The organism is Pseudomonas sp. D3, assembly GCF_029320995.1.
Classification (GTDB): Bacteria; Pseudomonadota; Gammaproteobacteria; order Pseudomonadales; family Pseudomonadaceae; genus Aquipseudomonas; species Aquipseudomonas paraveronii.
In genome coordinates, this window is sequence record NZ_CP119772.1 from 5,209,776 (window position 1) to 5,236,338 (window position 26,563).

Consider the following 26,563-nt stretch of genomic DNA (forward strand, 5'->3'; position numbering starts at 1 on the left):
TTCGGTTCCCGATGTGTTGCCGCTTGTGAGCTTACTTCAGCCCCGGTTCCTGAGCCTTCCACCAGTGGCAGAACTCGTCGAGCGCCGTCCACAGGCTGACCTTGGGCTCATAGTCGAGATAATGCCTCGCGCGACTGATGTCGAGGGTGAAATCTTTGTTCATCACCTGCATGCCCAGACGCGATAACGCCGGTTCCGGGCGCCCGGGCCACATCGCGCAGAATGCTTCGTTCAACGCCGCGACGCTGTAGGACAAACCGTAGGACCGATACCGCGTGACCTGAGGCAAATCCATCTGGCGCATCACGTAGTTCACCACATCCCACACCGGCACCGGGGTGCCGTTACTGATGTTGTAGGCTTTGCCCAACGCCGAACCGGTGGCGAGCAAACTGCTGAGCAGCGCTTCATTAAGGTTGTGTACGCTGGTGAAATCGACCTTGTTCAGGCCGTCTCCGACGATGGCCAGGCGGTTCTTGCGCTGCATTTTCAGCAGGCGCGGGAAGATGCCCATGTCACCAGCGCCCGTGACAAAACGCGGACGCAGGGCCAGGACTTCGAGACCGAATTCCTGGGCACCGAAGACCTTTTGCTCGGCCAGGTACTTGGTGGCGGCATAGGGATGCTTGAAGCGCTTGGGCACTTGGTCCTCGGTCAGCCCCAGGTGGTCGCGCCCATCGAAGTAGATCGACGGCGACGACAAGTGAACCAGGCGCCCAACCCGTTGTTTGAGGCAGGCTTCGACGACGTTTTCGGTCACCAGCACATTGCCCTGATGGAAGTCCTGAGCGCGCGCCCACAGCCCGACGGCGCCGGCGCAATGCACCACGGCTTCGACGTCGCGGCACAGCTCGCGCACCAGGTCGGCATCATTCAAATCACCCTGGATAAACTCGGCACCGCGCCGTACCAGGTGCTCCACACCTTCGGCGCGCCGCCCGTTAACCCGCACGTCCAGGCCCTGCTCCAGGGCGAAACGCGCAAAGCGCCCGCCGATGAAGCCGCTTGCGCCGGTGACCAGAATCTTCATGTGTTACTCCGTGTTCTTTCGTTTTTCATCGCTGTTGCCTTGACGCCCGCCATCAGTCCAACGGCACCAACCATTGACCACAGGCCTGAGCCAGATGGTCAGTCAACAAACCCAACAGTTGCCCTCCACTGCGCCAATGATGCCAGTACAGCGGCACATCGATGGGCTTATCTGGCAATAACTCGACCAATATGCCCCTTTGCAATTGGTCGCTGACCTGCAGTTCAGGCACCAGGCCCCAACCGAGCCCGGCTTCCGCCAAGCGGATAAACCCTTCGGACGAGGGGCACAAATGGTGCTCGAAACCGCCGTCCACCCCGAGCGCGGCCAGGTAGCGGTGTTGCAGGAAATCGTCCGGGCCAAATACCAAGGCCGGCGTGCGCGCCAGTTGATCGGCGCGCACACCGCTGGGGAAGTGCCGCGCGATAAACGCCGGGCTCGCCAGCGCCCGATAGCGCATCGCGCCCAGCAACAGGCTGCGCGCACCGGCCACCGGGCGTTCACTGGCGCAGATACAGGCCGCCACTTCACCGGCACGCATGCGCTTGAGGCCGACGGTCTGGTCTTCTACCACCAGGTCCAGCAGCAAATGCTGCTCGGCGCAAAAGTCGCTGACGGCCTCGGCCCACCACGTGGCGAGGCTGTCGGCATTCAATGCGATACGCAGGCGTTCGGGCATGCCTTCTTCATCCAGCGCCGGCACCTGGCTTTGCAAGTCGCGCTCCAGCAGCCGTACCTGTTGCACATGGTTGAGCAGACGCCGGCCGATATCGGTGGGCGTCGGCGGTGTGGCCCGCACCAGCACCGGCTGGCCGATCCGAGCCTCCAGCAGCTTGATACGCTGGGAGATCGCCGATTGCGACACCCCCAGCACCTGGGCGCCGCGCTCGAAGCCGGCTTGTTCCACCACCGCCGCCAGGGCGGAGAGCAATTTATAGTCGAACATCAGTTTCTCTAATGGGCGATCAGCAATATTTGTTTTTCTTATACAGCCATGCCTGGGAAGATAGCCAGCATCGTTTCGGCCTGAGCAAGGATCTTCAACTATGTGGCAAAGCTATATGAACGGCCTGCTGGTCGCCTTGGGGCTGATCATGGCCATCGGCACGCAGAATGCCTTTGTGCTGGCGCAAAGCCTGCGTCGTGAACACCACCTGCCGGTGGCGGCCCTGTGTGTCGTCTGCGACGCGCTGCTGGTGGCCGCCGGGGTATTCGGACTGGCGACGGTACTGGCGCAAAGCCCGATTCTGCTGGGGATTGCCCGCTGGGGCGGCGCCGCGTTCCTGCTGTGGTACGGCGCCTGCGCGCTGCGGCGGGCCTGTTCGAAACAGAGCCTGGACCAGGGCGACACCCACAAGGTGCGCTCATTGCGCGCCGTGTTGCTCAGCGCGTTGGCGGTCACGCTGCTCAACCCCCACGTTTACTTGGATACGGTGCTGCTGATTGGCTCGCTGGGCGCCCAACAGACCGAACCCGGCGCCTACGTAGCCGGCGCGGCCAGCGCTTCGTTCCTGTGGTTCGCCACGCTGGCGCTGGGCGCCGCCTGGCTGGCCCCGTGGCTCGCACGTCCGACGACATGGCGTCTACTCGACCTTTTGGTGGCGGCGATGATGTTCAGCGTGGCCTATCAATTGATCAGCGCGTAATGAATATTCCAAAACGCTCTGGAACCTCTATCCCACACAGTTGTTGCGTGGTTTTGCCACACCCCCGGTGCTATGATCCTGACCCTGCGCCGCAAAGAGTACAAACTCCCCGGCGCTTGTTTGGCCGCCCGTGATCGGCCTTGCGCTCACCGCAACTGACCTGATTAGGAGAATCATCATGGCTTTCGAATTGCCGCCGCTGCCCTACGCACACGATGCCCTGCAGCCGCACATTTCCAAGGAAACCTTGGAATACCACCACGACAAGCATCACAACACCTATGTCGTGAACCTGAACAACCTGGTGCCTGGCACCGAGTTCGAAGGCAAGACCCTGGAAGAAATCGTCAAATCTTCTTCGGGCGGTATCTTCAACAACGCCGCTCAGGTCTGGAACCACACCTTCTACTGGAACTGCCTGGCGCCAAACGCCGGCGGTCAACCGACCGGCGCGCTGGCTGAAGCCATCAACGCTGCGTTCGGTTCTTTCGACAAGTTCAAGGAAGAATTCACCAAGACGTCCGTCGGCACCTTCGGTTCCGGTTGGGGCTGGCTGGTGAAAAAGGCTGACGGTTCCCTGGCCCTGGCCAGCACCATCGGCGCCGGCAACCCGCTGACCAGCGGCGACACCCCGCTGCTGACCTGCGACGTCTGGGAACACGCTTACTACATCGACTACCGCAACGTGCGTCCAAAGTATGTGGAAGCGTTCTGGAACCTGGTCAACTGGAAGTTCGTGGCTGAGCAGTTCGAAGGCAAGACCTTCACTGCCTAAGCAACGCTTGCAGTAAAAAGAGCCCGGCGATTGCCGGGCTTTTTTGTGTGCGTTCGACGGCGGCGCCAGCCGGGCATGACGGAACCAACTACTCGGAAATTGCCACCCAGGCAGTGAGAGGAATGTCCCTTTCATTCAATGTCGGAGAATTAACTTATGATCGCAGGCGCAGCAGGATTAGGAGCAGCAGCCTCAGCACTCGCCCCGGTGTTACTGCCGTTGGCAGAGCAAGCCGCCAGTATGGCCATGGGTGTCGCAAAAGACCTTCTAAGTAACGCAACGAGTGCTGGCGCAAACGCAACGAATCAACAGCAGCAAATCAAATTCTGATTGAGAAGACATACCCCCCTCCCTGACGGGTGCGCGTAAAAGGTGGCGGAACAAAACCGGTCCGCCATCACCTGAATTCCTCCCCGCCTGACAGCCCCACCTGCAACAGACTGGCCAACCATGACGTCATAGAGCATGGCCGCGCAATGTTCCTTTGACTGCCATCACCAGATTGCCAATACTCATGGCATATTGAAGGCCACCCGCATGAGACAAGGAATGCCCCTTTGAAGCTGGAACTCAAAAACAGCTTGTCGGTGAAGTTGCTACGGGTTGTGCTGCTCTCGGCATTGATCGTGGGCGTGGCGCTGAGCGTGGCGCAGATCGTTTTCGATGCCTACAAGACGCGCCAGGCCGTGGCCGATGATGCCCAGCGCATCCTCGACATGTTCCGCGACCCCTCGACCCAGGCCGTCTACAGCCTGGACCGCGAGATGGGCATGCAGGTGATCGAAGGCCTGTTTCAGGACGGCGCGGTGCGCATGGCCTCCATCGGCCATCCCAACGAAACCATGCTCGCGCAAAGAAGCCGCGCCTTGCAGCAATCCTCCAGCCGCTGGTTGACCGACCTGATTCTCGGCCAGGAACGCACGTTCACCACCGCCCTGGTCGGCAAAGGCCCCTATAGCGAGTATTACGGCGACCTGAGCATCACCCTCGACACGGCCACCTACGGCAAGAGTTTTATTGTCAGCTCGGTGATCATCTTTATTTCCGGCGTGCTGCGCGCATTGGCCATGGGCCTGGTGCTGTACCTGGTGTATCACTGGCTGCTGACCAAGCCGCTGTCGCGGATTATCGAGCACCTGACGTCGATCAACCCCGACCGCCCCAGCGAGCACAAGATCCCCCAGATCAAGGGCCACGAGCGCAATGAGCTGGGGCTGTGGATCAACACGGCCAACCAGTTGCTCGAATCCATCGAACGCAACACCCATCTGCGCCACAAAGCTGAATCCAGCCTGCTGCGCATGGCCCAGTACGATTTTCTCACCGGCCTGCCGAACCGCCAGAAACTGCAGGAGCAACTGGACAAGATCCTGATCGACGCCGGCCGCCGGCAACGTCGCGTGGCAGTGTTGTGCGTGGGCCTGGATGACTTCAAAAGCGTCAACGAGCAGTTCACCTACCAGGCCGGTGACAAACTGCTGCTGGCCCTGGCTGATCGCCTGCGCGCCCACAGTGGCCGCCTCGGCGCCCTCGCCCGCCTCGGCGGCGACCAGTTCGCCCTGGTGCAGGCCGATATCGACCAGCCCTACGAAGCCGCCGAGCTGGCGCAAAGCATCCTCGATGACCTGGAAGCGGAGTTTGCCCTCGACAGTGAGCAGATTCGCCTGCGCGCCACCATCGGCATTACCTTGTTCCCGGAAGACGGCGACAGCACCGAAAAACTGCTGCAAAAAGCCGAACAGACCATGACGCTGGCCAAGAGCCGCTCGCGCAACCGTTACCAGTTCTATATCGCCAGCGTCGACAGCGAAATGCGCCGACGCCGCGAACTGGAAAAAGACCTACGCGACGCCTTGAGCCGCAACCAGTTTTACCTGGTGTACCAGCCGCAGATCAGCTACCGCGACCACCGCGTGGTCGGCGTCGAGGCGCTGATTCGTTGGCAGCACCCGGAACACGGCCTGGTACCGCCGGACTTGTTTATCCCCCTGGCGGAGCAGAACGGCACCATCATTGCGATTGGTGAATGGGTGCTCGACCAGGCCTGCCGCCAATTGCGCGAATGGCATGACCAGGGCTTCACCGACTTGCGCATGGCCGTCAACCTGTCCACCGTGCAACTGCACCACACCGAATTGCCGCGGGTGGTGAATAACCTGATGCAGATCTATCGCTTGCCGCCGCGCAGCCTGGAACTGGAAGTGACCGAGACCGGCCTGATGGAAGACATCAGCACCGCCGCGCAACACCTGCTGAGCCTGCGCCGCTCCGGGGCGCTGATCGCCATCGATGACTTCGGCACCGGTTATTCATCGCTGAGCTATCTGAAAAGCCTGCCGCTGGACAAGATCAAGATCGACAAGAGCTTCGTGCAGGACCTACTCGATGATGACGACGACGCCACCATCGTGCGGGCGATTATCCAATTGGGTAAAAGCCTGGGCATGCAGGTGATCGCCGAAGGTGTGGAAACCGCAGAACAGGAGGCTTACATCATCTCCGAGGGATGCCACGAGGGTCAGGGCTACCACTACAGCAAACCGTTGCAGGCTCGGGAATTGGCGGCGTATTTGAAGCAGGCCGAGCGCAATAACGCGGCGATTCTCTGAAACGATAAAACGAGACTTCATATTTACCGCGCATTACCCCTTTACACAGAATGCAAATCCTTCGCATTATGTTGCAGTTTTGCGCGCGCCCACGCGCCCCATCAACAACCGAAGCAGGATGTTCACCATGATTCGTATGCCCCTGGCCACCGCCAGTCTGTTGGCCATTGCCATTTCTCTCGCCGGTTGCGGCGAAGGTAAAGACAAGGCCGCCGCGCCCCAGGCGCCGACCCCGGCCACCAGCACTGCCGCGCCAGCGGCTGCCACTTCCGCCGGTCAGGTCGACGAAGCCGCCGCGAAGGCCGTGGTCGCGCATTACGCTGACATGGTGTTTGCGGTGTACAGCGATGCCGAATCCACGGCGAAAACCCTGCAAACTGCGGTCGACACCTTCCTCGCCAATCCGAACGACGAGACCCTCAAAGCCGCCCGCACCGCCTGGGTCGCCGCCCGCGTGCCGTACCTGCAGAGCGAAGTGTTCCGCTTCGGCAACACCATCATCGACGACTGGGAAGGCCAAGTGAACGCCTGGCCCCTGGACGAAGGCCTGATCGACTACACCGACAAATCCTACGAGCACGCCTTGGGTAACCCAGGCGCCACGGCCAACATCATCGCCAACACCGAGATCCAGGTCGGCGAAGACAAGGTCGACGTCAAGGACATCACCCCGGAAAAACTCGCCAGCCTCAATGAGCTGGGCGGTTCCGAAGCCAACGTCGCCACCGGCTACCACGCCATCGAGTTCCTGCTGTGGGGCCAGGACCTGAACGGCACCGGCCCGGGCGCCGGCAACCGTCCTGCGTCGGACTACCTGACCGGTGACGGTGCAACCGGCGGCCACAACGAGCGCCGCCGCACGTATCTGCGCGCCGTGACCCAATTGCTGGTCAGCGACCTGGAAGAAATGGTCGGCAACTGGAAGCCCAACGTCGAAGACAACTACCGCGCCACCCTGGAGGCCGAACCGGCCACCGATGGCCTGCGCAAAATGCTGTTCGGCATGGGCAGCCTGTCCCTCGGCGAATTGGCCGGTGAGCGCATGAAGGTTTCCCTGGAAGCCAACTCGCCGGAAGACGAGCAGGATTGCTTCAGCGACAACACCCATAACTCGCACTTCTACGACGCCAAGGGCATCCGCAACGTCTACCTGGGCGAATACACCCGCGCTGACGGCAGCAAAATGACCGGCGCCAGCCTGTCGTCCCTGGTGGCCAAGGCCGACCCGGCTGCCGACGCCGCGTTGAAAGCGGACCTGGCGGCGACCGAAGCGAAGCTCCAGGTCATGGTTGACCACGCCAACAAGGGTGAGCACTACGACCAGTTGATCGCCGCGGGTAACGACGCGGGCAACCAGATCGTGCGCGATGCCATCGCCGCACTGGTCAAGCAGACCGGCTCGATCGAAGCGGCTGCGGGCAAGCTGGGGATCAGCGACCTGAACCCGGATAACGCTGATCACGAGTTCTGATCACGGCTGACACCTAAGCGCCATTAAGAATGCCCCGACCTGCTCGGGGCATTTTTTTTACATCGGCAGTCGAAGGCATCACACCCGAATGATAAAAATCTGCGGTGACGCGGCGGGCGTCGTCAATTGAATGCCGCCCATCAGCGGCACCAGGTTATGACTGACCTCAGCCTGCGTGACCAGTCTGCGCGTCGGCTCATCCATCAAGCTCTTGTAGGGCGCAACCTGGACATCTGTGGCGATTCGATCCCCGACCACGCGGCGCAGTCTCAGCCAGTACAGCCTGACATCGCCAGGGCGCCTGAACAGCAACTCTCCGGGAAAGTCATAACCGCCCAGGACGCCGTAGCGACAGCGGGTTACCACCTCACTCATCAAGGTTCTCAAGCGGCTGTCGGCGCCAGGCGGGAGCGCGTTGAACAGCGGCACTGCAACGGGCTCCGGACGAAAGTCCAGACGGCGATAATGCCCCGGCGCGTTCGGTAGCTGCCAATTGCCGTCGCTGAGTGTGCGGGCGGGTGGAAGTAACGAAAACGGATCGGCCAGTCGCGCTTGCGCCGTGGGCAGCCATAACTGCCAGTCCCGCAAGGTACGTATCAGCGAACGCTGGCCCAATTGGGTCAGCCCCCCCGGGTTGGCCCGATTGAACAGGATCTGGGCAAGCTCCACCTGGCAGCGGGTGGTCAACAGCGCAAACGCCTCGCGGACATAGACCGTGATCGGCTTTTTCAAGGCCACGCCACTGGCAATGACCCACAGCCCGTCACCGCTGGCAAACCTCGCCTGCCGGGGCTGATTGTAGATGCCGGAGCGCACCAGGTTTTCCAAGTCTATGAAGTACCTGGCCGGTTGCGCAGGATCACGAATGAAGACTTTATTGGGCATCGCGGCGTCCCTGGGCAAAATTGCGAAATAGCGCCGATCCATCTCGATGTACTCCTGGCCCAGCCACTGCGGATCGCCTGCAACCCGCCGATAGATGCCCCGTGTCGCATCCACCACCTCAAGCTCGGCCGGGTCGAGGGTTCTGCCCCATTCGATGAATTGTTCGTTTGGGGCACGCACGGTCGTCACCTCAGGAGCCGGGGCAAGGGCGCGTGACGGCGGCGGTGGTGGTTCGACAGGCGATGGCCGCCGTGTAATCACAGCGGGCACGTCCGGTAGATCGATCCCGTCCAGACGCCACTGAAAGCGCAGGACCGGCACGTTCAGATAGGGCTCAAAGGCCGCCGTGGAGAGCCTCAGTCGCAGGTTTTCGACCAGGGCCAGTCGATATTCGATTTCACGCCCCGCCGGGAAGTTGAACGACTCAAACACTCGCCTGGCCTGGACGTCATCCAGGCGCGGGTAGAGATCCCTGAGGGCGCGCTCCGGCGCGTTGCCGCCCTTGAGTCCGCCTACCGGATGGGAACCGATTTCCCACTGCCCCGACGCATTTTGCCGAAGCGGCGAGTAGTGATATTGCGTCAGCTTGCGCGCATCCCTGAGGCGCCAGGCGGCTTTGTCGCCGTCATCAAGGATCGAATACCAACGCCCGCCGTCATTGAGGAAGTAGCGCTGGGCACCTGCGGCGTTCGAGGCGGTGTGATGCACGCCCTTGCCTTCCCATCCGGCCAACGGCACCACGCCCTCGGGCTTTTTCCCCAGCGCCAGCTCCGCCGGCAACACGCGGGGCCTGGCGCTCACCGCCGGGGCGCGGGCCCCGACCGCGCCGTCCACCAGCGCACCGACCAACTCACCCATCGACCGCACGAAATACTGCGCAGCACCGGCGCGGTCGCCAAGATCCAGCGCCTCGACGGCGTTGAACACCGAGAACAGGCTGCGCGCCAAGCCGATCGGCAACATGATCTTGACCGGCAGCACCATGGACAGGACGTCGAAGGCCACCGTGGCCACGTTCAGGCCGGTTTCGACATTGACTTGCTGGGTGCTCTTCGATTGCGCCCCGGCGTCGTTGATCGCGAAGTTCGCTTCGACCTCATAAGCATCCTCGAAGATATTGTTGGCAATCCGGCTCATGCTCACCATCGACACGTCGCCGCGCCCCCGGAGCACCGCCCGGACCTGAGGCTCAAACACCCGCTCCACGCGCGCCAGCAAGTAGTCGCGCCAACTGCTGTTCATGATGAAGTCACTGATCAAACGGTCTTTGGCGTACTCATGGAAAACGCGACCGTCCGGCGCCTGAGGGGTGTACACCACGATCGAGCCGACCCCGACCGCAGCCGTGCCGAACAGCAATACCCCGCGCACGCGCTGACCGCGCAGTTTCAAGTGCTGCACAAGAATCCGGTGCCCTTCGACGTACTCGCGCCGATCACTGTCGACGGGAGCGTCGAGCACCGCCCGCACCCAATTGAACCCTCGGGCCAGGCGGTCCGGCAGAAAATCGCCGTTGATCTTGGCCTCGATGGCGTCGAGTCGCAGTTGCCGCAGCATGACCTGGCCGTAGGTGTGTTTCAGCGCCAGAGCACTCGGCGATGTGATGAGACGGTCCTTCAGAAAGCTCTCATAACCTTGTCCGACGTTGACCGTGCGCACCAGATCCTTGACCTGTTGCAGGGTCAGCCCGTCGTAGACTGGGGCAGGCTCTAGATCTTCAGGGAGCAAGGCCTCGTCAGGCTTTTTGCGGGTGTTTTCACTGAGCCTGGAAAAGTGCGTGAAGTTAAAGTCCAGCCCGCCGACATTCTCCAGAGACAGCGCGGTCAGCGTGCGGCTTCGAGGCTGAAACAACGGCGTACCGGGCTCGCGGGGCGCGGGAGCAGGCGCGCCCGGGACGACAATCGTCGCAGGAATGTAGGGCTCTTTGGTATGGACGAGGACATCGTCTGGGTCAATGTCCAGCGCATAGTCCGCTTTGAGGCGGATGCGCAACTGTGCATTGGCGTAGGCCAGCAAGGCCGATTTATCGCTGAATTGCGCAAGCGATGGCAGCCCCTCGGCATCCGGCAGGCTCGACAACAGGTCCCAGTAGTCCGCTATCGCGACCCGCCATGCGTCTTTATCGTCGGGGGACGCATCATGGAGAAACGTCCTGATGTGCGCCTGCCCGCGCTTGATTTCACGGCCCAACAACACCCCGCGCGCACTGAAGAGGCGGCCAGGGTCTGTCACCCGGTCCAACACCTGCGGTAACTCAGTCATCTCGGCGTGTTCACCCAGCGACTGGTAGCGGGTAAGGGTTGAAGTGAAGTTATCCAACAGCAACCTGCATTGCGACTCGACACTCTCGTCGAACGGCGAATCGAGCTGTTCGTGGTAGACCACCTGCCCCGCGTTCTTCATCTGCCGATGCCGCGCCAAGCCTTGCGCCTGGTCCGCCGCAGCCAGTCCATCTAGCACGGCGGCAAATTCGACGGGGTGGTTCAAGCGCCGGTGCAGCTCCCGATCCAGGCTGGCCAGGGAATCAAATGCCTCAAGGCCGTAGTCCGGTAGAAACAGCAACACCGTGCCAACGTTCATGCTCGGCTCGACAGGCCGCACCCGGACCGGTTTGACCGCCCCCTGCGCCCTCACCACGGCGTGTTCCGGGTCCCGGGACGTCAGCATAAAAGCCCCGCGCAAGGTCAGATCCGCAGCGCCGATTGCCCCCTTGAGGGCAACCCCATAGACACACGGCCGGTCAGTGCGCAGTGCCTGTCGTGCCTGGGCGTCCGGGTGACGCAGCACCAGGTCGAACAGGTCCTGGTCGGCGGGGCTGAGCAAGCGGTCAGACGCGAGCAGCGCCACTTCGGTTTTCAACAGTTCGATACGGGTTTGCACCCACCATTGTTTCTGCGTGCGCGCATCGGTCAGGCTGCGCGCGCGCGTCCAGTAGGCTTGCACAAAGGCGCTGTAATCAGTGCCCAGCCCACCGGCCAGGCGGTCGAGGAACTTATCCAGCCCGGCCGGGGTGATGCCGCTCAAGGGCAACAGGGCTTCGCCAGTCGCCGGTAGCCGGAACAGGGTCGCCATGCGACTCGCATATGTCGATGGCTGGTTAGCCACGATACGTTGCACCACCGCATCGAACAGCGTGGGCAGCAACTCGGCATCGGTGGAAGGCTGCGCCTCTGACGTCGTGGGAGGGATGGTTGCCTCGGGCAGTCGGATGAAGCCGTGACGCACATCGAGGCTGGGCGTCAAGGTCGGGAACGCTTGCTCGAACGCATGCTGCACACATGAATGGAACGTCGGTGGCGACTGAAACTGCTCAGCGAGCTGGCGATTGAGCGCCATTAACTGTTCGCGCAACGCGACCTGTAGCGGTGTGTCTTTGACAGTCAGCGGTGCAGGTAAGAATGAATCAGACGGCATGGTGGCCTCTCGAATAGGAAACGTAGCGGCCCATCGTGCCTGCGCCCCCCTTCAGCCATGCGCTACATAGCTACGCGCCGACGCACACGCCGTCGATCGGCGGCCACGGTTTACATGCCCTGCACCCCAGGTAGAATGGCGCCTTTCCCCTGTCACCCGAGCAGACTTCATGGCGTTGCCGACCCTTCGCATCATTGGTTTCATCATCGGCATCTTCCTGATCACCCTCGCGATCGCCATGGTCGTGCCGATGGCCATCCTGGTGCTCTTCGAACGCACCAGCGACCTGCCGTCGTTCCTGTGGGCCAGCCTGATTACCTTTATCGCCGGCCTGGCCCTGGTGATTCCGGGTCGCCCGGAACATATCCACCTGCGCCCCCGGGACATGTACCTGCTGACGGTGAGCAGTTGGGTGGTGGTGTGCATCTTCGCCGCGCTGCCGTTTTTCCTGACCCAGAACATCAGCTACACCGACTCGTTTTTTGAAAGCATGTCTGGCATCACCGCCACCGGTTCCACGGTGTTGAGCGGGCTGGACAGCATGTCGCCGGGTATTCTGATATGGCGTTCGCTGCTGCACTGGCTCGGCGGTATCGGTTTTATCGGCATGGCGGTGGCGATCCTGCCGCTGCTGCGTATTGGTGGCATGCGCCTGTTCCAGACCGAGTCCTCGGATCGTTCGGAAAAGGTCATGCCGCGCTCGCACATGGTGGCGCGGCTGATCGTGGCGGCGTATGTGGGCATCACCATCCTCGGCAGCCTGGCGTTCTGGTGGGCCGGGATGGGCTTGTTCGATGCGATCAACCATGCGATGTCGGCGATTTCCACCGGTGGGTTTTCCACGTCCGATGAGTCCCTGGCGCACTGGAAACAACCGGCGGTGCATTGGGTGGCGGTGGTGGTGATGATCCTCGGCAGCCTGCCGTTCACCCTGTATGTCGCCACCTTGCGTGGCAACCGTCGGGCGTTGATCAAGGATCAGCAGGTGCAGGGTTTGCTCGCGTTGCTGGTGGTGACCTGGCTGGTACTCGGCACCTGGTATTGGTGGACCACCAACCTGCATTGGCTGGATGCGCTGCGCCATGTGGCGCTGAACGTGACGTCGGTGGTGACGACGACCGGTTTTGCACTTGGGGACTACAGCCTGTGGGGCAACTTCTCACTGATGCTGTTTTTCTACCTGGGCTTTATCGGCGGTTGCTCGGGTTCAACGGCCGGCGGGATCAAGATCTTCCGCTTCCAGGTCGCCTATATCCTGCTCAAGGCCAACTTGAACCAACTGATTCACCCGCGCGCGGTGATCAAGCAGAAGTACAACGGCCACCGCCTCGACGAAGAGATCGTGCGCTCGATCCTGACGTTCTCTTTTTTCTTCGCCATCACCATCAGCATGATCGCCCTGGCCTTGTCGCTGCTCGGCCTGGACTGGATGACCGCGCTGACCGGCGCCGCCAGCACGGTCTCCGGTGTCGGCCCGGGCCTGGGCGAAACCATCGGCCCGGCCGGCAACTTCGCCAGCCTGCCGGATGCGGCCAAGTGGATTCTGTCGCTGGGCATGCTGCTGGGCCGGCTGGAAATCATTACAGTCTTTGTTCTGTGCATCCCGGCGTTCTGGCGTCACTGACCGTCGACACCTCCAGCAACCGCGCGCGGTACTCGCCGGGCGTGGCATCGAACCAGCGGCGGAAGGCGCGGAAGAAGTTGCTCGGGTCGGCAAAGCCCAACAGGTAGGCGATCTCCAGCAGGCTCATGCCCGGCTGCGCCAGGTATTGCTCGGCCAGTTCGCGACGGGTGTCGTCCAGCAGCGTCTGGAAACTGGTGCCCTCTTCCTGCAGACGCCGCTGCAAGGTGCGCTGAGACAGGTGCAGGGTCTGGGCCACCACTTCACGCTTGGGTTCGCCTTGGGGCAACAGGCGGCACAGCACCTGCCGCGCCTTGTGCGTCACACGGTTTTCGGAGAAGCGCGCCAGGTATTCACCGGCAAACCGATCGTGCAGCAGCGCCATCGCCTCGTTGGCCGTGGGCAGCGGCGCATCCATATCGGCGCGCTCGAAAATCAGTGCGTCATACACCGCATTGAATTCCAACGGCGCATGAAACGCATGTTTGTAGGGCGCGAGGTCGACGGGTTGCTCACCTTGCAGCAGCACCTTACGCGGATGCAGGGTACGCCCGGTCAACCAACCACACAGCGCCAGCGCACAGGCCAGCGAGGCTTCGGCGCTCTGTCGGGTGGGCGGCAGGTGATCGCCATGCACCGTCAGAATCAGCGCATAGCCTTCGGGTAATAGTCGGAAACTCAGGTCAGCGCTTTCGGCGATGATCCGCTGGTAGCGCACCAGCCGCATAAAACCTTCCGCCAATGTGTTGCTGGACATCAGCGCATAACCGGCCACATGAAACGATGCCGGGCGCACCACTTTGCCCATGTTCAGGCCAATCGCGGGGTTGCCCGACAGTTCCACGGCGCGCTGCCAGAGCCGAGTCATGGAGTCTTGCGGAAAACGGGCATCGGGGTCGTCGAGGGCGGCATAGTCCAGGCCCAGTTGTTTGAACAACACCTGGCAATCCAGACCGTCCATTTCCAGTGACTTGACTATCCCCATCACCCAGCTTGCAGAAGTTGTTCGTTCGCTCATGGCGTCTTCTTAATAAAGCAGGCTGAAACAGCAGCCAGAAAGCCAAGGATACTAAAGTGGCATCTAATGTCACTGGCTGTTACCACTGATCACTCTAGACTCAAATAAGCTCCCCGCCGAACAAGTGTTCGACGGCATAACAATCAAAGGGCCCGCCACCGTGGAAAACATCAAGCGATTCAACAGCTTCGCCGAGTTTTACCCGTACTACCTGAAGGAACATGGCAACAGCACCTGCCGACGCCTGCACTTTATCGGCACCACGCTGGTGATTGGGCTTTTGGCGTATGCCCTGGGCAAAGGCGCCGTCGGCCTGCTGCTCGCGGTGCCCATCGCCGGCTACGGCTTCGCCTGGGTGGGTCACTTCTTCTTCGAAAAGAACCGCCCGGCAACCTTCCAACATCCGTTCTACAGCCTGCTGGGAGATTTCGTGATGTACCGCGACATGATCCTGGGGAAGGTGCCGTTCTAGCGGTGTGACGTCTTGTCACTTGCGCTTGAACGCTGAAGGTTTGTCCATTCGTCGATATAAAAGTCTTTTTGTCATTTACAGTGCTGTATCCTGCCAAGGCTTTTTGAGAGCGCGGAATCACCTGCGATTGAAAAAAACAGACTTTGCGAGGAGCGACGACGATGCACGAGATACCTAATCTCCCCTTCCCAAGCCTGCACCCAACTGAGCAGCCAACACCGCAGCAGGCCAGCGCCAAGCAGCCTGAGGCCAAAGAAGCAAAACCAGTCGACCGCAAAAGCCAGGACTGACGCTGTACCAGACCGTGTGGAAAGCGCAGCTTTGAGCGCTTTCCACACTGCCTGAATTTCCCGAGATACCCGCCATGACCGATAAGCACCCCGATCGCCCCGACACCGCCGTACTCGACACTGCCCTGCAGATGGTCGACGTTTGGAACCGTCTCAGCGCGGACAAACAAGCCCTCCTGCTCAAGCGCTTCGGCACCCAGGAAAACGCCTTGGCCGCCCTGGTCACCACGCAAATGCTCGCGCCCGCCCGGTCCTGACGCCGTTTAGAGTGGCGCTTTGACTTTTTACTGCCCTGCGCGGGCCAAAGCATCGGTATCATTAGCAGCCTATCTTTACCTGCTGCGACAATGGACCCTTCCCATGCCAGATACCCAGCGCCCCATGGCGGTCACGCTGCAAGTTGTTTCCATCGTGCTGTTCACCTTTATCGGCTACCTGAATATCGGCATTCCCCTGGCCGTGTTGCCGGGCTATGTCCACAGTGAACTGGGCTTTGGCGCGGTGATCGCCGGGCTGGTGATCAGTGTGCAATACCTGGCCACCCTGCTGAGCCGCCCGTATGCCGGGCGCATCATCGATAATCTGGGTAGCAAGCGCGCTGTGCTGATCGGCCTGGCGGGCTGCGGCCTGAGTGGGGTGTTCATGTTGCTCGCGGCGTGGTTTTCCAGCCTGCCGGCGCTGAGCCTGGGCAGCCTGCTCATCGGTCGCCTGGTGCTGGGCAGTGCTGAAAGCCTGGTGGGTTCGGGCGCCATCGGCTGGGGCATTGGCCGGGTGGGTGCGGCGAATACGGCGAAGGTCATTTCGTGGAACGGCATCGCCAGCTACGGCGCCCTGGCAGTCGGCGCGCCGTTGGGGGTGCTGCTGGTCAGTCACCTCGGTTTGTGGAGCATGGGCGTGAGTATCCTGCTGCTGTCGGCGGTGGGCCTGCTGCTGGCTTGGCGTAAAGAGCCGGCACCGATTGTTGCAGGGGTGCGCCTGCCCTTCATGAACGTGCTGGGCCGGGTATTGCCCCATGGTTGCGCACTGGCGCTGGGCTCCATCGGTTTTGGCACCATCGCCACCTTCATCACTCTGTACTACACCACCCAGCATTGGGATAACGCGGTGTGGGCACTGAGCCTGTTCGGCGCCAGTTTTATCGGCGCGCGCCTGTTGTTTGGCAATTTGATCAACCGCATCGGCGGCTTTCGCGTGGCGATTGCCTGCCTGTCGGTGGAGGTGCTTGGCCTGCTGTTGCTGTGGCTGGCGCCGGATGCCCAGTTGGCACTGGCGGGCGCGGCGTTGAGCGGCTTTGGCTTTTCCCTGGTGTTTCCGGCGCTGGGGGTTGAGGCGGTCAATCTGGTGCCTGCATCCAGCCGGGGTTCAGCGGTGGGTGCGTACTCGCTGTTTATCGACTTGTCGCTGGGGATCACCGGCCCGCTGGCCGGGGCCGTGGCGGCCGGCTTTGGCTTTGCGTCGATTTTCCTGTTCGCCGCCCTCGCCGCCTTGGGCGGGTTGCTGCTGAGTGTCTACCTGTACCGGCAAGCGCCCATGGCCCGCAAGGCGCGCGACGCCTAGAAGTCGACTTTGCCGCGCCCGGCCTTGATGCTGCCGCGCTTGGTCTTGGACTCCAGGCGGCGTTTCTTCGAACCCAGGGTCGGTTTGGTCGGGCGGCGTTTCTTCTCCACCTTGGTGGCGCTGAGGATCAACTCCACCAAGCGTTCCAGCGCATCGGCGCGGTTCTGTTCCTGGGTGCGGTATTGCTGGGCCTTGAGCACCAGCACACCGTCGCTGGTAATCCGACTGTCGCGCAGCGCCAGCAAACGTTCCTTGTAGAATTCCGGCAACGACGAGGCCGGAATATCAAAGCGCAGATGCACCGCGCTCGACACCTTGTTGACGTTCTGCCCGCCGGCGCCCTGGGCGCGAATGGCGGTCAGCTCGATCTCGGCGTCGGGCAGGTGCACGTTGTTGGAAATCACCAGCATGAGCAACGGGTTCCTCTAAGGGGAGCCCAAGGATACGCGAATGCGCCCCGCCCATCCCTTCAAACAACAAACCCGGCACAGGGCCGGGTTTGCTCGACAGCATCGAACGGTCATTCCACCGCCGGCATTACCGTCGCCGGGCGCTGATCCGCACTGCGCTTGTTCTTGATCCAGTAACACAGCCCCATGAACGCCACCCACACCGGGATCGCATACACCGAGACCTGAATCCCCGGAATCATCAACATAATCACCAGGATAAACGCCACGAACGCCAGACAGACGTAGTTGCCATACGGATACCACAGCGCCTTGAACAACGGCACCTGGCCGGTGCGGTTCATGTGCTGGCGGAACTTGAAGTGGGAGAAGCTGATCATCGCCCAGTTGATCACCAGCGTGGCCACCACCAGCGACATCAACAGCTCCAGCGCATGTTGCGGGATCAGGTAATTCATCAGCACCGCCACCAGGGTGATCGCCGCCGAGGCGAGGATCGAACGCACCGGCACGCCGCGCTTGTCGATCTTCGCCAACGCCCGCGGCGCGTCGCCCTGCTCGGCCATGCCCAGCAGCATGCGGCTGTTGCAGTAGGTGCCGCTGTTGTACACCGACAGCGCGGCGGTCAGTACCACAAAGTTGAGGATATGCGCGGCGGTGTTGCTGCCGAGCATCGAGAACACCTGCACGAACGGGCTACCGCTGTAGGCATCTCCGGATGCGTTGAGGGAGACCAACAGGCTGTCCCACGGTGTCAGCGACAACAGCACTACCAGGGCGCCGATGTAGAAAATCAGGATGCGGTAGATCACCTGGTTGATCGCCTTGGGGATCACGGTGCGTGGCTGGTCGGCTTCGGCCGCCGTAAAGCCAAGCATTTCCAGGCCGCCGAAGGAGAACATGATGAGCGCCATGGCCATCACCAACCCGCCCACGCCGTGGGGGAAGAAGCCGCCGTGTGCCCACAGGTTGCTCACCGAGGCTTGCGGGCCGCCGCTGCCGCTGACCAGCAGGTAGCTGCCCAGGGCGATCATGCCGACGATGGCCACCACCTTGATGATGGCAAACCAGAACTCAGCCTCGCCGAAGACTTTGACGTTGGCCAGGTTGATCAGGTTGATCAACACGAAAAACGCCGCTGCCGACACCCAGGTCGGGATCTCCGGCCACCAGTAATGCACGTATTTACCGACAGCCGTCAGCTCCGACATGCCCACCAGGATGTACAGAATCCAGCAGTTCCAGCCCGACAAGAAGCCAGCGAAACCGCCCCAGTATTTGTGGGCAAAGTGACTGAAGGAACCGGCCACCGGCTCTTCGACGATCATTTCGCCAAGCTGGCGCATGATCATGAAGGCAATGAAGCCGCAGAGGGCATAGCCCAGGATCATCGACGGGCCGGCAGACTTGAGCACCCCGGCCGAGCCCAGGAACAGGCCGGTGCCGATGGCACCACCGAGGGCGATCAACTGGATATGACGGTTTTTCAGGCCACGTTTCAGTTCGCCTGAAGAGGAATCGGGTCCACTCATGAAAAGGCTCTCACGCAAGGTTTGATAATGTTGAATGCAGGTTGCTGCCTTGATGTGCGACTCAAGCAGCGCCGCTCAAACCCCAGCGCAGGCACCAGGAATACAGCGTCGTTCTAACGGTCATGCGTCACCTGTTTGTTTTTATCTGTGACGAAATCGAACCCGTCTGGCTCGTGGCCAGGCGGAGTGATCAGGGTGGATAAACCCTGAGGTCTTGGCCTTTTGCGTGGTTACGCAAGGGGGTCACAGTAAAACGCGGCGCATTGTACACCGCTCGACCGCTTGCGGACGGCCCTGGCGAGCAACCGCGACAATCTGTCAGCTATTCCTTACAGCGCTGCGCCGGCCCGATACCGTGCGCCTTTCACGTAAATTAATCGTTACATCGTGGAAAACTTGCGTTACACCCAGCCTGTATCTGTCAGTTCACAAATAATTGGCGGTAGGAAATATCCGAGCAGTCGCCAGCCGCAGTGCGCTGTTTTGCATGGGGAAAAAATCGCGCACTAAAAACAGAACAAAAAATCCAAATGAGACCGTGTCAATAAATTTTTTGCATTCCGAAACACTCTCACCTAGGTTCTTTCACTTGCCCAGCGAAGCCCGCGGGCAAGCCGTTCTCAAACAACGTCCTCTAGGAGATACACCATGCAAGCACTGGAAAACGACCTGGAAACCGAACTGCAACTCGACGATTGGTTTGAAGCGCCGACCCATGAGGCCGCCGTTGAAATGATGCAAGCCGATGCCGTCGTGCCCTTTGGCACGGCGATGTGGCCTTTCTAACCCCCGGCTGGCATCCGGCAGGTGCAGTGCGCTGCACCTGCCCCCTTACCCAAGGCACAGAAGGACACTCGTCATGGACAAGGCCCGCGCCGTCGAACACTTTCTCTACTACCTCGCCCACCACCCGGCCCTCAGCGGCTTGAGCTGTCCGACCGTGCTGTTGGGCCATACCGAACGCTACGAGGCCATTGCCCAGGCGATCACCCACAGCAGTGCCGCGCGCTTCAACCTCCAGGTGCAGCGCCTGGACCTGGCCCCCAGCGCCACCCTGGCCGAGGCCATCGACACCTGCGACCTGTACCTGTTTTTCTACGACGCCTCGACCCTGCCCAACCCCCGCGCCGAAGGCCCGGACTTTATCCACGCCTTGCACGGCGTAATGGCCGAGCACTGGAAGAAATCCCTGCTGTTCAAGGACTACGGCGACTATTTCTACGACACCTTCAGCGTCGAGCCACAACGCATCGCCGACCTCAACGCCACGCTGATCCGGCGCATGTCCCAGGCCACGCTGCTGAGCTTCACCGACCGGCACGGCTCACGCCTGCAAGCGCCGCTGAACAGCATCAAGAAGTGGACCAATATCAACGGCATCGGCAACCATGACCTGGCCCCCGGCGAGATCGCCACCCACAGCGAGGCCATCAATGGTCAGGTACGGTTTGTCGGCACCTTCCTCAGCACCATCCCCTTCGCGCGCAAATATGGCGTGCTGCAATCACCGCTGGAGCTGTGGATCGAAAACTCGACCATCTGCAGCGTCGCCAGTGACATCCCCGGGCTGGTGGACGACTTCAACAAGTACCTGAACGCCAACCCATCGAACCGCCGCGTGGAGGAACTGGGGATCGGTACCAATGAAGGGGTCAAGGATCTGTATGCGCGCAACGCCGGGTTCGAAGAACGCCACTGCGGCTTGCACCTTGGGTTGGGTGGCGGGCAGAAAGGCAGCCATCACCTGGATTTGATCTTCGCCAGTGGGGTGTTGGCGCTGGATGACAAGCCGGTGTTCGATGGCACCTTTGCGTTCTGATCAAATCCACCGCCCCTCCCACCGTTGATTGCATTGCAAATGCAGATCCAAAAAAAACGCCAACCCGAGGGTTGGCGTTTTTATGCAGCGCTTACATCACTGCGGCTTCTTGCGACCAAAACCCGGACGCTGGCCAGAACCGGCCGGTGCGCCACGGCGCTTGCCCGACGGCTCGTCCGCCACCAGTTTCAAGCCTGGGCGCTTTTTCGGCGCGGGCTTGGCTGGGCGCTTGGTGCTAGCGTTGTCTGCCGGACGACCTGCGGGCTCACCGCGACCGGCTTCACCGCGATTACCGCGACCGCCGCTTGGCGCTTCACCACGGCCGGCAGGACGCGGCGTGCGTGGCGCACGTTCGCCTTCCTGACGCGATGGCGCCGTTGGACGACGCTCACCTTCAATGTGCGGCTCACGGGAAATACGCCCGCCGGTAGCCGGTGCATTCAGCGCCGGGCGCAGGGTGCGAGCGACGCGCTCGGTACGCGCAACCGGACGCGACGATTTACGCTGCATACGGTCGAGCTTGTCTTTGCTCTTGGCGTTCATCTGCGGCATCGCGACTGGCGTCAGGCCCACTTCGGCACTGAGGATGTCGACTTCGTACTGGCTCATTTCGCGCCAGCGGCCCATCGGCAGGTCGGAGTTCAAGAACACCGGGCCGAAACGCACGCGTTTCAGGCGGCTGACCACCAGGCCCTGGGATTCCCACAGGCGACGTACTTCGCGGTTACGGCCTTCCATCACCACGCAGTGATACCAGTGGTTGAACCCTTCGCCGCCTGGAGCCTGCTTGATGTCGGTGAACTTCGCCGGGCCATCTTCCAGCACGACGCCGGCCTTGAGGCGCGCAATCATCTCGTCATCGACTTCGCCACGCACACGCACGGCGTATTCGCGGTCCATCTCGTAGGACGGGTGCATCAGGCGGTTGGCCAGCTCACCGTCGGTGGTGAACATCAGCAAGCCGGTGGTGTTGATGTCGAGACGACCGATGTTGATCCAGCGGCCTTCTTTTGGCTTAGGCATCTTGTCGAACACGGTCGGACGGCCTTCCGGGTCGTCACGGGTGCAAATCTCGCCATCGGGCTTGTTGTACATGATCACGCGGCGCACCGATTCGGCGGCCTCTTCACGCTTGATGACCTTGCCATCAATAGTGATTGCATCGTGCAGGTCGACGCGCTGGCCGAGGGTGGCCTCGACGCCGTTGACCTTGATGCGCTTCTGGGTGATCCAGGCTTCGACGTCGCGGCGCGAGCCCACGCCGATACGCGCCAGCACCTTTTGCAGTTTTTCGCCTGCAGGGCCGATTTCCTGGCTGTCGTTCTGGTCTTTGTCGTTCATCTTAAGCACCTCCCGGTGGGTCGATTCAGGCGTGGCCTGAAGAGTGTTGAAAGCGGGGCTTTGGGCGAATACATCGCCAAAGGGTCGCGAATCATACGCGCATGGCGCGCGTTGCGCATCAGAGACTAGTCGATAAGTGCCGAGTCAGCGGCTTTTCCGCCGACCGGTGGCACCCAACGCCAACAGGCGCAGCTCGGCTTCGGCGAGCACCGTGCGCTTGTCGACTTTGTCGAGCTTCTTCCAGGCGCGGATCTCACGCTTGCTGCGGCCGCAGCCGACGCAGATGTCGGCGTTGAACTTGCACAGGCTGATGCAGGGGTCTTTGGTTGAAGTCATGCTTTACTCCCCTCCCACATTGGACCGCGTCAGTCTTCGAATTGGCGGCGCTCGGCCTCGATGGCTTCGGCCAGGGCGCGGGCTTCGTCTTCTTCGTCGCTCAGCGGCGGCTGTTCGAGGGCGGCGACGGCCGCCAGGAGTTTTTCGCGGGCTTGGGCGACGCCGAGGATGTCTTCCTCGGGCTCAGGCTCGGACTCGGACTCGGACTCGATTTCAATTTCAACTTCAGCCGCCCCCTCAACGTGCAGCTCCTGGGCGTCCGGCGCTGCCGCACCATCACGCAGCAAATCATCGAAGTCGGTCTTGATGCCCTGCTCCATGTCGTCCAATTCCAGCAGCAAGGTGTGGAAACTGGTTTCGTCCTTCGGCTCTTCCGGTTCGGCGGAGGCGTCGGCCAGTTCCTGCAGGCTCGCCGGGACCGGGGCGTCGTCGAAGTCGAGTACCGGCTCGGTTTCCATCTCGCGCAATTCGGCCAGCGGTGGCAGGTCGTCGAGGTTTTTCAGGTTGAAGTGGTCGAGGAACACCTTGGTGGTAGCGAACATCGCCGGTTTGCCGGGCACGTCGCGGTAACCGACGATACGAATCCACTCGCGTTCCAGCAACGTCTTGACGATATGGCTGTTGACGGCCACGCCGCGCACGTCCTCGATTTCGCCACGGGTGATCGGCTGGCGATAGGCGATCAGCGCCATGGTTTCCAGCATCGCCCGGGAATAACGCTGCGGGCGTTCTTCCCACAAGCGGCCGACCCACGGGGAAAATTTCTCACGGATCTGCAGGCGATAACCCGACGCCACTTCGCGCAGCTCAAAGGCACGGCCGTCGCAGGACTTGCGCAGAATCTCCAGGGCTTTCTTGAAAACCGGCGGTTCAGGGCGTTCGGCCTCTTCAAAGAGTTCGAACAGGCGCTCCAGGGATTGCGGCTTACCCGAAGCCAGAAGAAAGGCCTCCAGCAGCGGGGCCAGTTCGCGGGGTTCAGTCAGATTCATCGATTCAGCTCTTTATTCGGCTCGCGCCCGCACGTGGATAGCCGCAAAAGGCTCATTCTGGACCAACTCGACCAAGGACTCCTTGACCAGCTCGAGGATCGCCATAAAGGTCACCACCACCCCCAGGCGCCCTTCTTCGGCGGTGAACAGCTCGACAAACGGCACAAAACCGCCGCCCTTGAGGCGTTCGAGCACATCGCTCATGCGCTCGCGGGTGGACAATGCCTCGCGGCTGACCTGGTGGTGTTCAAACATGTCGCCATGGCGCAGCACCTCGGCCATGGACATCAGCAACTCTTCCAGGCTCACGTCCGGCAACAGCTTGCGCGCCCGGGCTTCCGGCGCATCGAGCTTGGGCACCACCACATCGCGGCCCACGCGGCTGAGGCCGTCGATGCCTTCGGCGGCGGCCTTGAAGCGTTCGTACTCCTGCAGGCGGCGGATCAGCTCGGCGCGCGGGTCGTCTTCTTCGGCCTCGACCGTCTCCGAGCGCGGCAACAGCATGCGCGACTTGATCTCGGCGAGCATGGCGGCCATCACCAGGTACTCAGCGGCCAGTTCCAGGCGCACCGACTGCATCAGCTCGACATAGCCCATGTACTGACGGGTGATCTCCGCCACCGGGATGTCGAGGATGTTGATGTTCTGCTTGCGGATCAAATACAGCAGCAAATCCAGCGGACCTTCGAAGGCTTCAAGGAACACTTCCAGGGCATCCGGCGGGATGTACAGGTCCAGCGGCATTTCCATGACCGCCTGGCCATACACCATGGCAAACGGCAGTTCCTGCTGGGCGCCGGCCTGGCTGTCGACGGTTTCCACGGCCGACATTCAGGCCTCGACCATAAACGGCGCGGGGTCGCCGCAGCCGACACGGATCACTTCGGGGTCGCCGTCGGCCAGGTTGATCACGGTTGACGCCTTGCCGCCGCCGAAACCGCCGTCGATGATCAGGTCGACGTGTTTTTCCAGGAGTTGGCGCATCTCGTAGGGGTCTTCCAGCGGTTCGGTGGCGCCGGGCATGATCAACGACACGCTCATCAGCGGCTCGCCCAACTCGGCCAGCAGCGCCAGGGCGATCGGGTGTTCCGGCACACGCAGGCCGATGGTGCGCTTCTTCGGATGCAGCAACAGGCGCGGCACTTCGCGGGTGGCGTTGAGAATAAAGGTGTACGGCCCCGGCGTATGGGCCTTGAGCAGGCGGAAGGTGCCCGTGTCGACCTTGGCGAACAGGCCCAATTGGGACAGGTCGCTGCAGATCAGCGCAAAGTTGTGCTTGTCGTCCAGCTGACGCAGGCGTCTGACACGCTCAACCGCGTTTTTGTCGCCGATCTGACAACCGATGGCGTAGGACGAATCAGTTGGATAGATCACCACGCCACCGGCGCGAATGATCTCCACGGCCTGTTTGATCAGGCGTGGCTGAGGGTTTTCCGGATGAATCTGGAAGAATTGACTCACGTGCTCTACCTGTTCAGACGGTGGCAATAATGGGGTCATGCTTGAATCGCCCCCACAAGAGCGGCAAGTCTTCCGGGACCGGGCGATATTCGCCGATCTCGGACCAGCCGCCTGGGCCATGAAAGTCACTGCCGGCGCTGACCAGCAGACCAAATTCGCGGGCAAGAATCGCCAGGCTACCAACCTGTTCGGCGGGTTGATGCCCGTTGACCACTTCAATTGCGTGGCCGCCCGCACCAATATAGTCGCCAATCAGCTTGCGACGCTTGCTGCGGGTGAAATCGTAATGCCAGGGATGTGCCAGGCTGACCCAGGCCCCGGAGGCCCGCAGGGTCTCGACGGTGGCGTCCAAGGTCGGCCAATGCTGCTTGACGTCGCCCAGTTTGCCGGCGCCCAGCCATTTGCGAAAGGCTTCGGCGCGGTCCCGGACAAACCCTTCGCGCACCATCCAATCGGCGAAATGCGGCCGGGCCGGTGCGTTGCCGCTGTCGCCCAGTTCCTGCTGGATAGCCCGGGCGCCGTCGAGGGCGTTGGGCATGCCTTTGAGGCCGAGCTTGCGGCTTATTTCTTCGGAGCGCAGCCAGCGGCCATCGTGCAATTGGGCGATGGCCTCCACCAGCGCGGGGGCTTTTTGGTCAAAACCGTAGCCGAGCACATGAATGGTGGCGCCGCCCCAGGTGCAGGACAATTCCACGCCGTTGACCAGTTGCATGCCCAGCGCCTGGGCGGCTTCGCGGGCCTCGTCGAGGCCTTCGAGGGTATCGTGGTCAGTCAACGACAGGACTCGCACGCCTTTTTCAAACGCACGCGCAACCAATACCGCAGGCGCCAGGGCGCCATCGGAGGCCGTACTGTGGCAGTGCAAATCAACATTCACGGAAGTGTGTAACCTCAAGTCAGGTGGCGCTTTCGCTACCAAGGATGTTTGTTATTATGCCGCCACATCCAGCTTCTGGCTCTTACTGTGAAACAATTCATCGACTTCATCCCGCTGTTGCTGTTTTTCATCGTTTACAAACTCGACCCCAGGGTCATCGATCTCGCCGGCCATGAACTGACCTTCGGGGGCATCTACAGCGCCACCGCCGTGCTGATCATCAGCTCCATCGTGGTCTACGGCGCCATCTTCATCTCCCAGCGCAAACTCGAAAAAAGCCAATGGCTGACCCTGGTCGCCTGCCTGGTCTTCGGCAGCCTGACCCTGGCCTTCCACAGCGAAACCTTCCTTAAATGGAAAGCCCCGGTGGTGAACTGGCTGTTCGCCCTGGCGTTCATCGGTAGCCACTTCGTTGGCGATCGCCTGTTGATCAAGCGGATCATGGGCCATGCCCTGACCCTGCCGGAGCCGGTGTGGACACGCCTGAACGTGGCCTGGATCGTGTTTTTCCTGTTCTGCGGCGGCGCCAATCTATTTGTGGCCTTCACCTTCCAGAACTACTGGGTCGACTTCAAGGTGTTCGGCAGCCTGGGCATGACCGTATTGTTCCTGGTGGGCCAGGGCATCTACCTGTCGCGCCACCTGCATGAAACCGACCCCACTACGCCGAAAACCGAGGACTGACATGCTCTACGCCATCATTGCCACCGACGTTGCCAACTCGCTGGAAAAACGCCTGTCCGTGCGCCCGGCTCACGTCGAGCGCCTGAAAGTGCTGCAGGCCGAAGGCCGCATCGTGTTGGCCGGCCCGCACCCGGCGATCGACAGCAACGACCCGGGCGCTGCCGGTTTCACCGGTAGCCTGATCGTTGCCGAGTTCGCGTCCCTGGCCGATGCCCAAGCCTGGGCCAAGGCTGACCCGTATATGGCGGCCGGCGTCTACGCGGATGTAGTGATCAAACCGTTCAAGCAAGTCCTGCCTTGACCCCGGTCGCGCCGAACCAATTCGG

General features: G+C 61.5%; 24 protein-coding genes. 12 read left to right on the top strand and 12 right to left on the bottom strand.

Features of this window, described 5'->3' with window-relative positions; genetic code table 11:
* Window positions 1-31: 31 nt before the first annotated feature.
* Together P3S72_RS24060 and P3S72_RS24065 are read right to left on the bottom strand one after the other, a co-directional pair.
* A complete protein-coding gene (locus tag P3S72_RS24060) occupies window positions 32-1,030 on the bottom strand; it encodes an NAD(P)-dependent oxidoreductase (protein WP_276194577.1) in 999 nt (332 codons plus the stop codon).
* Between the two features lie 52 nt (window positions 1,031-1,082).
* On the bottom strand, window positions 1,083-1,976 hold the full coding sequence (locus tag P3S72_RS24065; protein ID WP_276194578.1) for a LysR family transcriptional regulator ArgP: 894 nt from the start codon (window positions 1,974-1,976) through the stop codon (window positions 1,083-1,085).
* 100 nt (window positions 1,977-2,076) lie between these two features.
* On the opposite strand from P3S72_RS24065, the gene P3S72_RS24070 reads away from it, so the two are divergent.
* The 4 genes from P3S72_RS24070 (at window position 2,077) to P3S72_RS24085 (ending at window position 7,531) form a co-directional block, all read left to right on the top strand.
* Window positions 2,077-2,676: a LysE/ArgO family amino acid transporter gene (locus P3S72_RS24070; protein WP_276194579.1), complete on the top strand. Its 600-nt coding sequence runs from the start codon at window positions 2,077-2,079 to the stop codon at window positions 2,674-2,676.
* A gap of 178 nt (window positions 2,677-2,854) precedes the next feature.
* On the top strand, window positions 2,855-3,451 hold the full coding sequence (locus tag P3S72_RS24075) for a Fe-Mn family superoxide dismutase (protein ID WP_003212997.1): 597 nt from the start codon (window positions 2,855-2,857) through the stop codon (window positions 3,449-3,451).
* Between the two features lie 557 nt (window positions 3,452-4,008).
* A complete protein-coding gene (locus P3S72_RS24080) occupies window positions 4,009-6,060 on the top strand; it encodes a bifunctional diguanylate cyclase/phosphodiesterase (protein ID WP_276194582.1) in 2,052 nt (683 codons plus the stop codon).
* A 127-nt stretch (window positions 6,061-6,187) separates the two neighbouring features.
* Window positions 6,188-7,531 carry an imelysin family protein gene (locus P3S72_RS24085; protein WP_276194583.1) on the top strand — a complete coding sequence of 448 codons (1,344 nt, stop codon included), beginning with the start codon at window positions 6,188-6,190 and terminating at the stop codon, window positions 7,529-7,531.
* 78 nt (window positions 7,532-7,609) lie between these two features.
* Here the strand turns inward: P3S72_RS24085 and P3S72_RS24090 are convergent, their stop codons facing one another.
* Complete coding sequence (locus P3S72_RS24090; protein WP_276194584.1) at window positions 7,610-11,830, bottom strand: DUF6543 domain-containing protein; 4,221 nt, start codon at window positions 11,828-11,830, stop codon at window positions 7,610-7,612.
* Window positions 11,831-11,999: 169 nt separating this feature from the next.
* Here P3S72_RS24090 and P3S72_RS24095 point away from each other — a divergent pair, with 169 nt between their 5' ends.
* On the top strand, window positions 12,000-13,454 hold the full coding sequence (locus P3S72_RS24095; protein WP_276194586.1) for a TrkH family potassium uptake protein: 1,455 nt from the start codon (window positions 12,000-12,002) through the stop codon (window positions 13,452-13,454).
* On the opposite strand, the gene P3S72_RS24100 is transcribed toward P3S72_RS24095, so the two are convergent.
* On the bottom strand, window positions 13,411-14,469 hold the full coding sequence (locus P3S72_RS24100) for an AraC family transcriptional regulator (RefSeq protein WP_253398413.1): 1,059 nt from the start codon (window positions 14,467-14,469) through the stop codon (window positions 13,411-13,413). The genes P3S72_RS24095 and P3S72_RS24100 overlap by 44 nt on opposite strands.
* Window positions 14,470-14,629: 160 nt before the next feature.
* Between P3S72_RS24100 and P3S72_RS24105 the strand changes: the two genes are divergently transcribed.
* From P3S72_RS24105 to P3S72_RS24115, 3 genes are all read left to right on the top strand, one after another.
* The gene (locus P3S72_RS24105; protein WP_276194587.1) at window positions 14,630-14,941 is read left to right on the top strand and encodes a DUF962 domain-containing protein; all 312 of its coding nucleotides are present in this window, start codon (window positions 14,630-14,632) and stop codon (window positions 14,939-14,941) included.
* Between the two features lie 364 nt (window positions 14,942-15,305).
* A complete protein-coding gene (locus P3S72_RS24110) occupies window positions 15,306-15,488 on the top strand; it encodes a hypothetical protein (protein WP_276194589.1) in 183 nt (60 codons plus the stop codon).
* 103 nt (window positions 15,489-15,591) lie between these two features.
* Window positions 15,592-16,788 (top strand): MFS transporter, encoded by a 1,197-nt coding sequence (locus P3S72_RS24115; RefSeq protein ID WP_276194590.1) that lies wholly within the window; start codon window positions 15,592-15,594, stop codon window positions 16,786-16,788.
* On the opposite strand, the gene arfB is transcribed toward P3S72_RS24115, so the two are convergent.
* Both arfB and P3S72_RS24125 read right to left on the bottom strand, forming a co-directional pair.
* On the bottom strand, window positions 16,785-17,198 hold the full coding sequence (gene arfB, locus P3S72_RS24120; protein ID WP_017847165.1) for an alternative ribosome rescue aminoacyl-tRNA hydrolase ArfB: 414 nt from the start codon (window positions 17,196-17,198) through the stop codon (window positions 16,785-16,787). The genes P3S72_RS24115 and arfB overlap by 4 nt on opposite strands.
* A 110-nt stretch (window positions 17,199-17,308) precedes the next feature.
* Window positions 17,309-18,730, bottom strand: coding sequence for an amino acid permease (locus P3S72_RS24125; RefSeq protein ID WP_276194594.1), 1,422 nt, complete (start codon window positions 18,728-18,730; stop codon window positions 17,309-17,311).
* A 648-nt stretch (window positions 18,731-19,378) separates the two neighbouring features.
* On the opposite strand from P3S72_RS24125, the gene P3S72_RS24130 reads away from it, so the two are divergent.
* Window positions 19,379-19,516, top strand: a complete 138-nt coding sequence (locus P3S72_RS24130) for a hypothetical protein (RefSeq protein ID WP_003175756.1) — start codon at window positions 19,379-19,381, stop codon at window positions 19,514-19,516.
* Between the two features lie 73 nt (window positions 19,517-19,589).
* Complete coding sequence (locus P3S72_RS24135) at window positions 19,590-20,549, top strand: leucyl aminopeptidase (protein WP_276194598.1); 960 nt, start codon at window positions 19,590-19,592, stop codon at window positions 20,547-20,549.
* A 96-nt stretch (window positions 20,550-20,645) separates the two neighbouring features.
* Here P3S72_RS24135 and rluB read toward each other — a convergent pair whose 3' ends face one another.
* The 6 genes from rluB to P3S72_RS24165 all read right to left on the bottom strand — a co-directional run bounded on the left by rluB (window position 20,646) and on the right by P3S72_RS24165 (window position 25,553).
* Window positions 20,646-21,890, bottom strand: a complete 1,245-nt coding sequence (rluB, locus tag P3S72_RS24140; protein WP_276194599.1) for a 23S rRNA pseudouridine(2605) synthase RluB — start codon at window positions 21,888-21,890, stop codon at window positions 20,646-20,648.
* 144 nt (window positions 21,891-22,034) lie between these two features.
* Entirely contained in the window at window positions 22,035-22,226 is a 192-nt protein-coding gene (locus P3S72_RS24145) for a DUF1289 domain-containing protein (protein ID WP_247406128.1), read from the bottom strand.
* A 29-nt stretch (window positions 22,227-22,255) separates the two neighbouring features.
* Complete coding sequence (gene scpB / locus P3S72_RS24150; RefSeq protein WP_276194600.1) at window positions 22,256-23,215, bottom strand: SMC-Scp complex subunit ScpB; 960 nt, start codon at window positions 23,213-23,215, stop codon at window positions 22,256-22,258.
* A 12-nt stretch (window positions 23,216-23,227) separates the two neighbouring features.
* A complete protein-coding gene (locus tag P3S72_RS24155; protein WP_276197987.1) occupies window positions 23,228-23,926 on the bottom strand; it encodes a ScpA family protein in 699 nt (232 codons plus the stop codon).
* Between the two features lie 120 nt (window positions 23,927-24,046).
* Complete coding sequence (locus P3S72_RS24160) at window positions 24,047-24,676, bottom strand: L-threonylcarbamoyladenylate synthase (RefSeq protein ID WP_276194601.1); 630 nt, start codon at window positions 24,674-24,676, stop codon at window positions 24,047-24,049.
* Between the two features lie 13 nt (window positions 24,677-24,689).
* Complete coding sequence (locus tag P3S72_RS24165) at window positions 24,690-25,553, bottom strand: PHP domain-containing protein (RefSeq protein ID WP_276194602.1); 864 nt, start codon at window positions 25,551-25,553, stop codon at window positions 24,690-24,692.
* A gap of 87 nt (window positions 25,554-25,640) precedes the next feature.
* Between P3S72_RS24165 and P3S72_RS24170 the strand changes: the two genes are divergently transcribed.
* Together P3S72_RS24170 and P3S72_RS24175 are read left to right on the top strand one after the other, a co-directional pair.
* Window positions 25,641-26,237 (top strand): septation protein A, encoded by a 597-nt coding sequence (locus P3S72_RS24170; protein ID WP_276194603.1) that lies wholly within the window; start codon window positions 25,641-25,643, stop codon window positions 26,235-26,237.
* Between the two features lies 1 nt (window position 26,238).
* Complete coding sequence (locus P3S72_RS24175; protein WP_276194604.1) at window positions 26,239-26,538, top strand: YciI family protein; 300 nt, start codon at window positions 26,239-26,241, stop codon at window positions 26,536-26,538.
* The last annotated feature ends 25 nt before the right edge of the window (window positions 26,539-26,563 follow it).

Bases quoted from the DNA above. Each gene is read 5' to 3' on its own strand.
- P3S72_RS24115 (WP_276194590.1), top strand. From the start codon at position 15,592: ATGCCAGATACCCAGCGCCCCATGGCGGTCACGCTGCAAGTTGTTTCC.
- P3S72_RS24130 (WP_003175756.1), top strand. From the start codon at position 19,379: ATGCAAGCACTGGAAAACGACCTGGAAACCGAACTGCAACTCGACGAT.
- rluB (WP_276194599.1), bottom strand. From the start codon at position 21,890: ATGAACGACAAAGACCAGAACGACAGCCAGGAAATCGGCCCTGCAGGC.
- P3S72_RS24095 (WP_276194586.1), top strand. From the start codon at position 12,000: ATGGCGTTGCCGACCCTTCGCATCATTGGTTTCATCATCGGCATCTTC.
- P3S72_RS24175 (WP_276194604.1), top strand. From the start codon at position 26,239: ATGCTCTACGCCATCATTGCCACCGACGTTGCCAACTCGCTGGAAAAA.
- P3S72_RS24145 (WP_247406128.1), bottom strand. From the start codon at position 22,226: ATGACTTCAACCAAAGACCCCTGCATCAGCCTGTGCAAGTTCAACGCC.
- P3S72_RS24125 (WP_276194594.1), bottom strand. From the start codon at position 18,730: ATGAGTGGACCCGATTCCTCTTCAGGCGAACTGAAACGTGGCCTGAAA.
- P3S72_RS24135 (WP_276194598.1), top strand. From the start codon at position 19,590: ATGGACAAGGCCCGCGCCGTCGAACACTTTCTCTACTACCTCGCCCAC.
- P3S72_RS24070 (WP_276194579.1), top strand. From the start codon at position 2,077: ATGTGGCAAAGCTATATGAACGGCCTGCTGGTCGCCTTGGGGCTGATC.
- P3S72_RS24075 (WP_003212997.1), top strand. From the start codon at position 2,855: ATGGCTTTCGAATTGCCGCCGCTGCCCTACGCACACGATGCCCTGCAG.
- scpB (WP_276194600.1), bottom strand. From the start codon at position 23,215: ATGAATCTGACTGAACCCCGCGAACTGGCCCCGCTGCTGGAGGCCTTT.
- P3S72_RS24065 (WP_276194578.1), bottom strand. From the start codon at position 1,976: ATGTTCGACTATAAATTGCTCTCCGCCCTGGCGGCGGTGGTGGAACAA.
- arfB (WP_017847165.1), bottom strand. From the start codon at position 17,198: ATGCTGGTGATTTCCAACAACGTGCACCTGCCCGACGCCGAGATCGAG.
- P3S72_RS24060 (WP_276194577.1), bottom strand. From the start codon at position 1,030: ATGAAGATTCTGGTCACCGGCGCAAGCGGCTTCATCGGCGGGCGCTTT.
- P3S72_RS24110 (WP_276194589.1), top strand. From the start codon at position 15,306: ATGACCGATAAGCACCCCGATCGCCCCGACACCGCCGTACTCGACACT.
- P3S72_RS24090 (WP_276194584.1), bottom strand. From the start codon at position 11,830: ATGCCGTCTGATTCATTCTTACCTGCACCGCTGACTGTCAAAGACACA.
- P3S72_RS24100 (WP_253398413.1), bottom strand. From the start codon at position 14,469: ATGAGCGAACGAACAACTTCTGCAAGCTGGGTGATGGGGATAGTCAAG.
- P3S72_RS24085 (WP_276194583.1), top strand. From the start codon at position 6,188: ATGATTCGTATGCCCCTGGCCACCGCCAGTCTGTTGGCCATTGCCATT.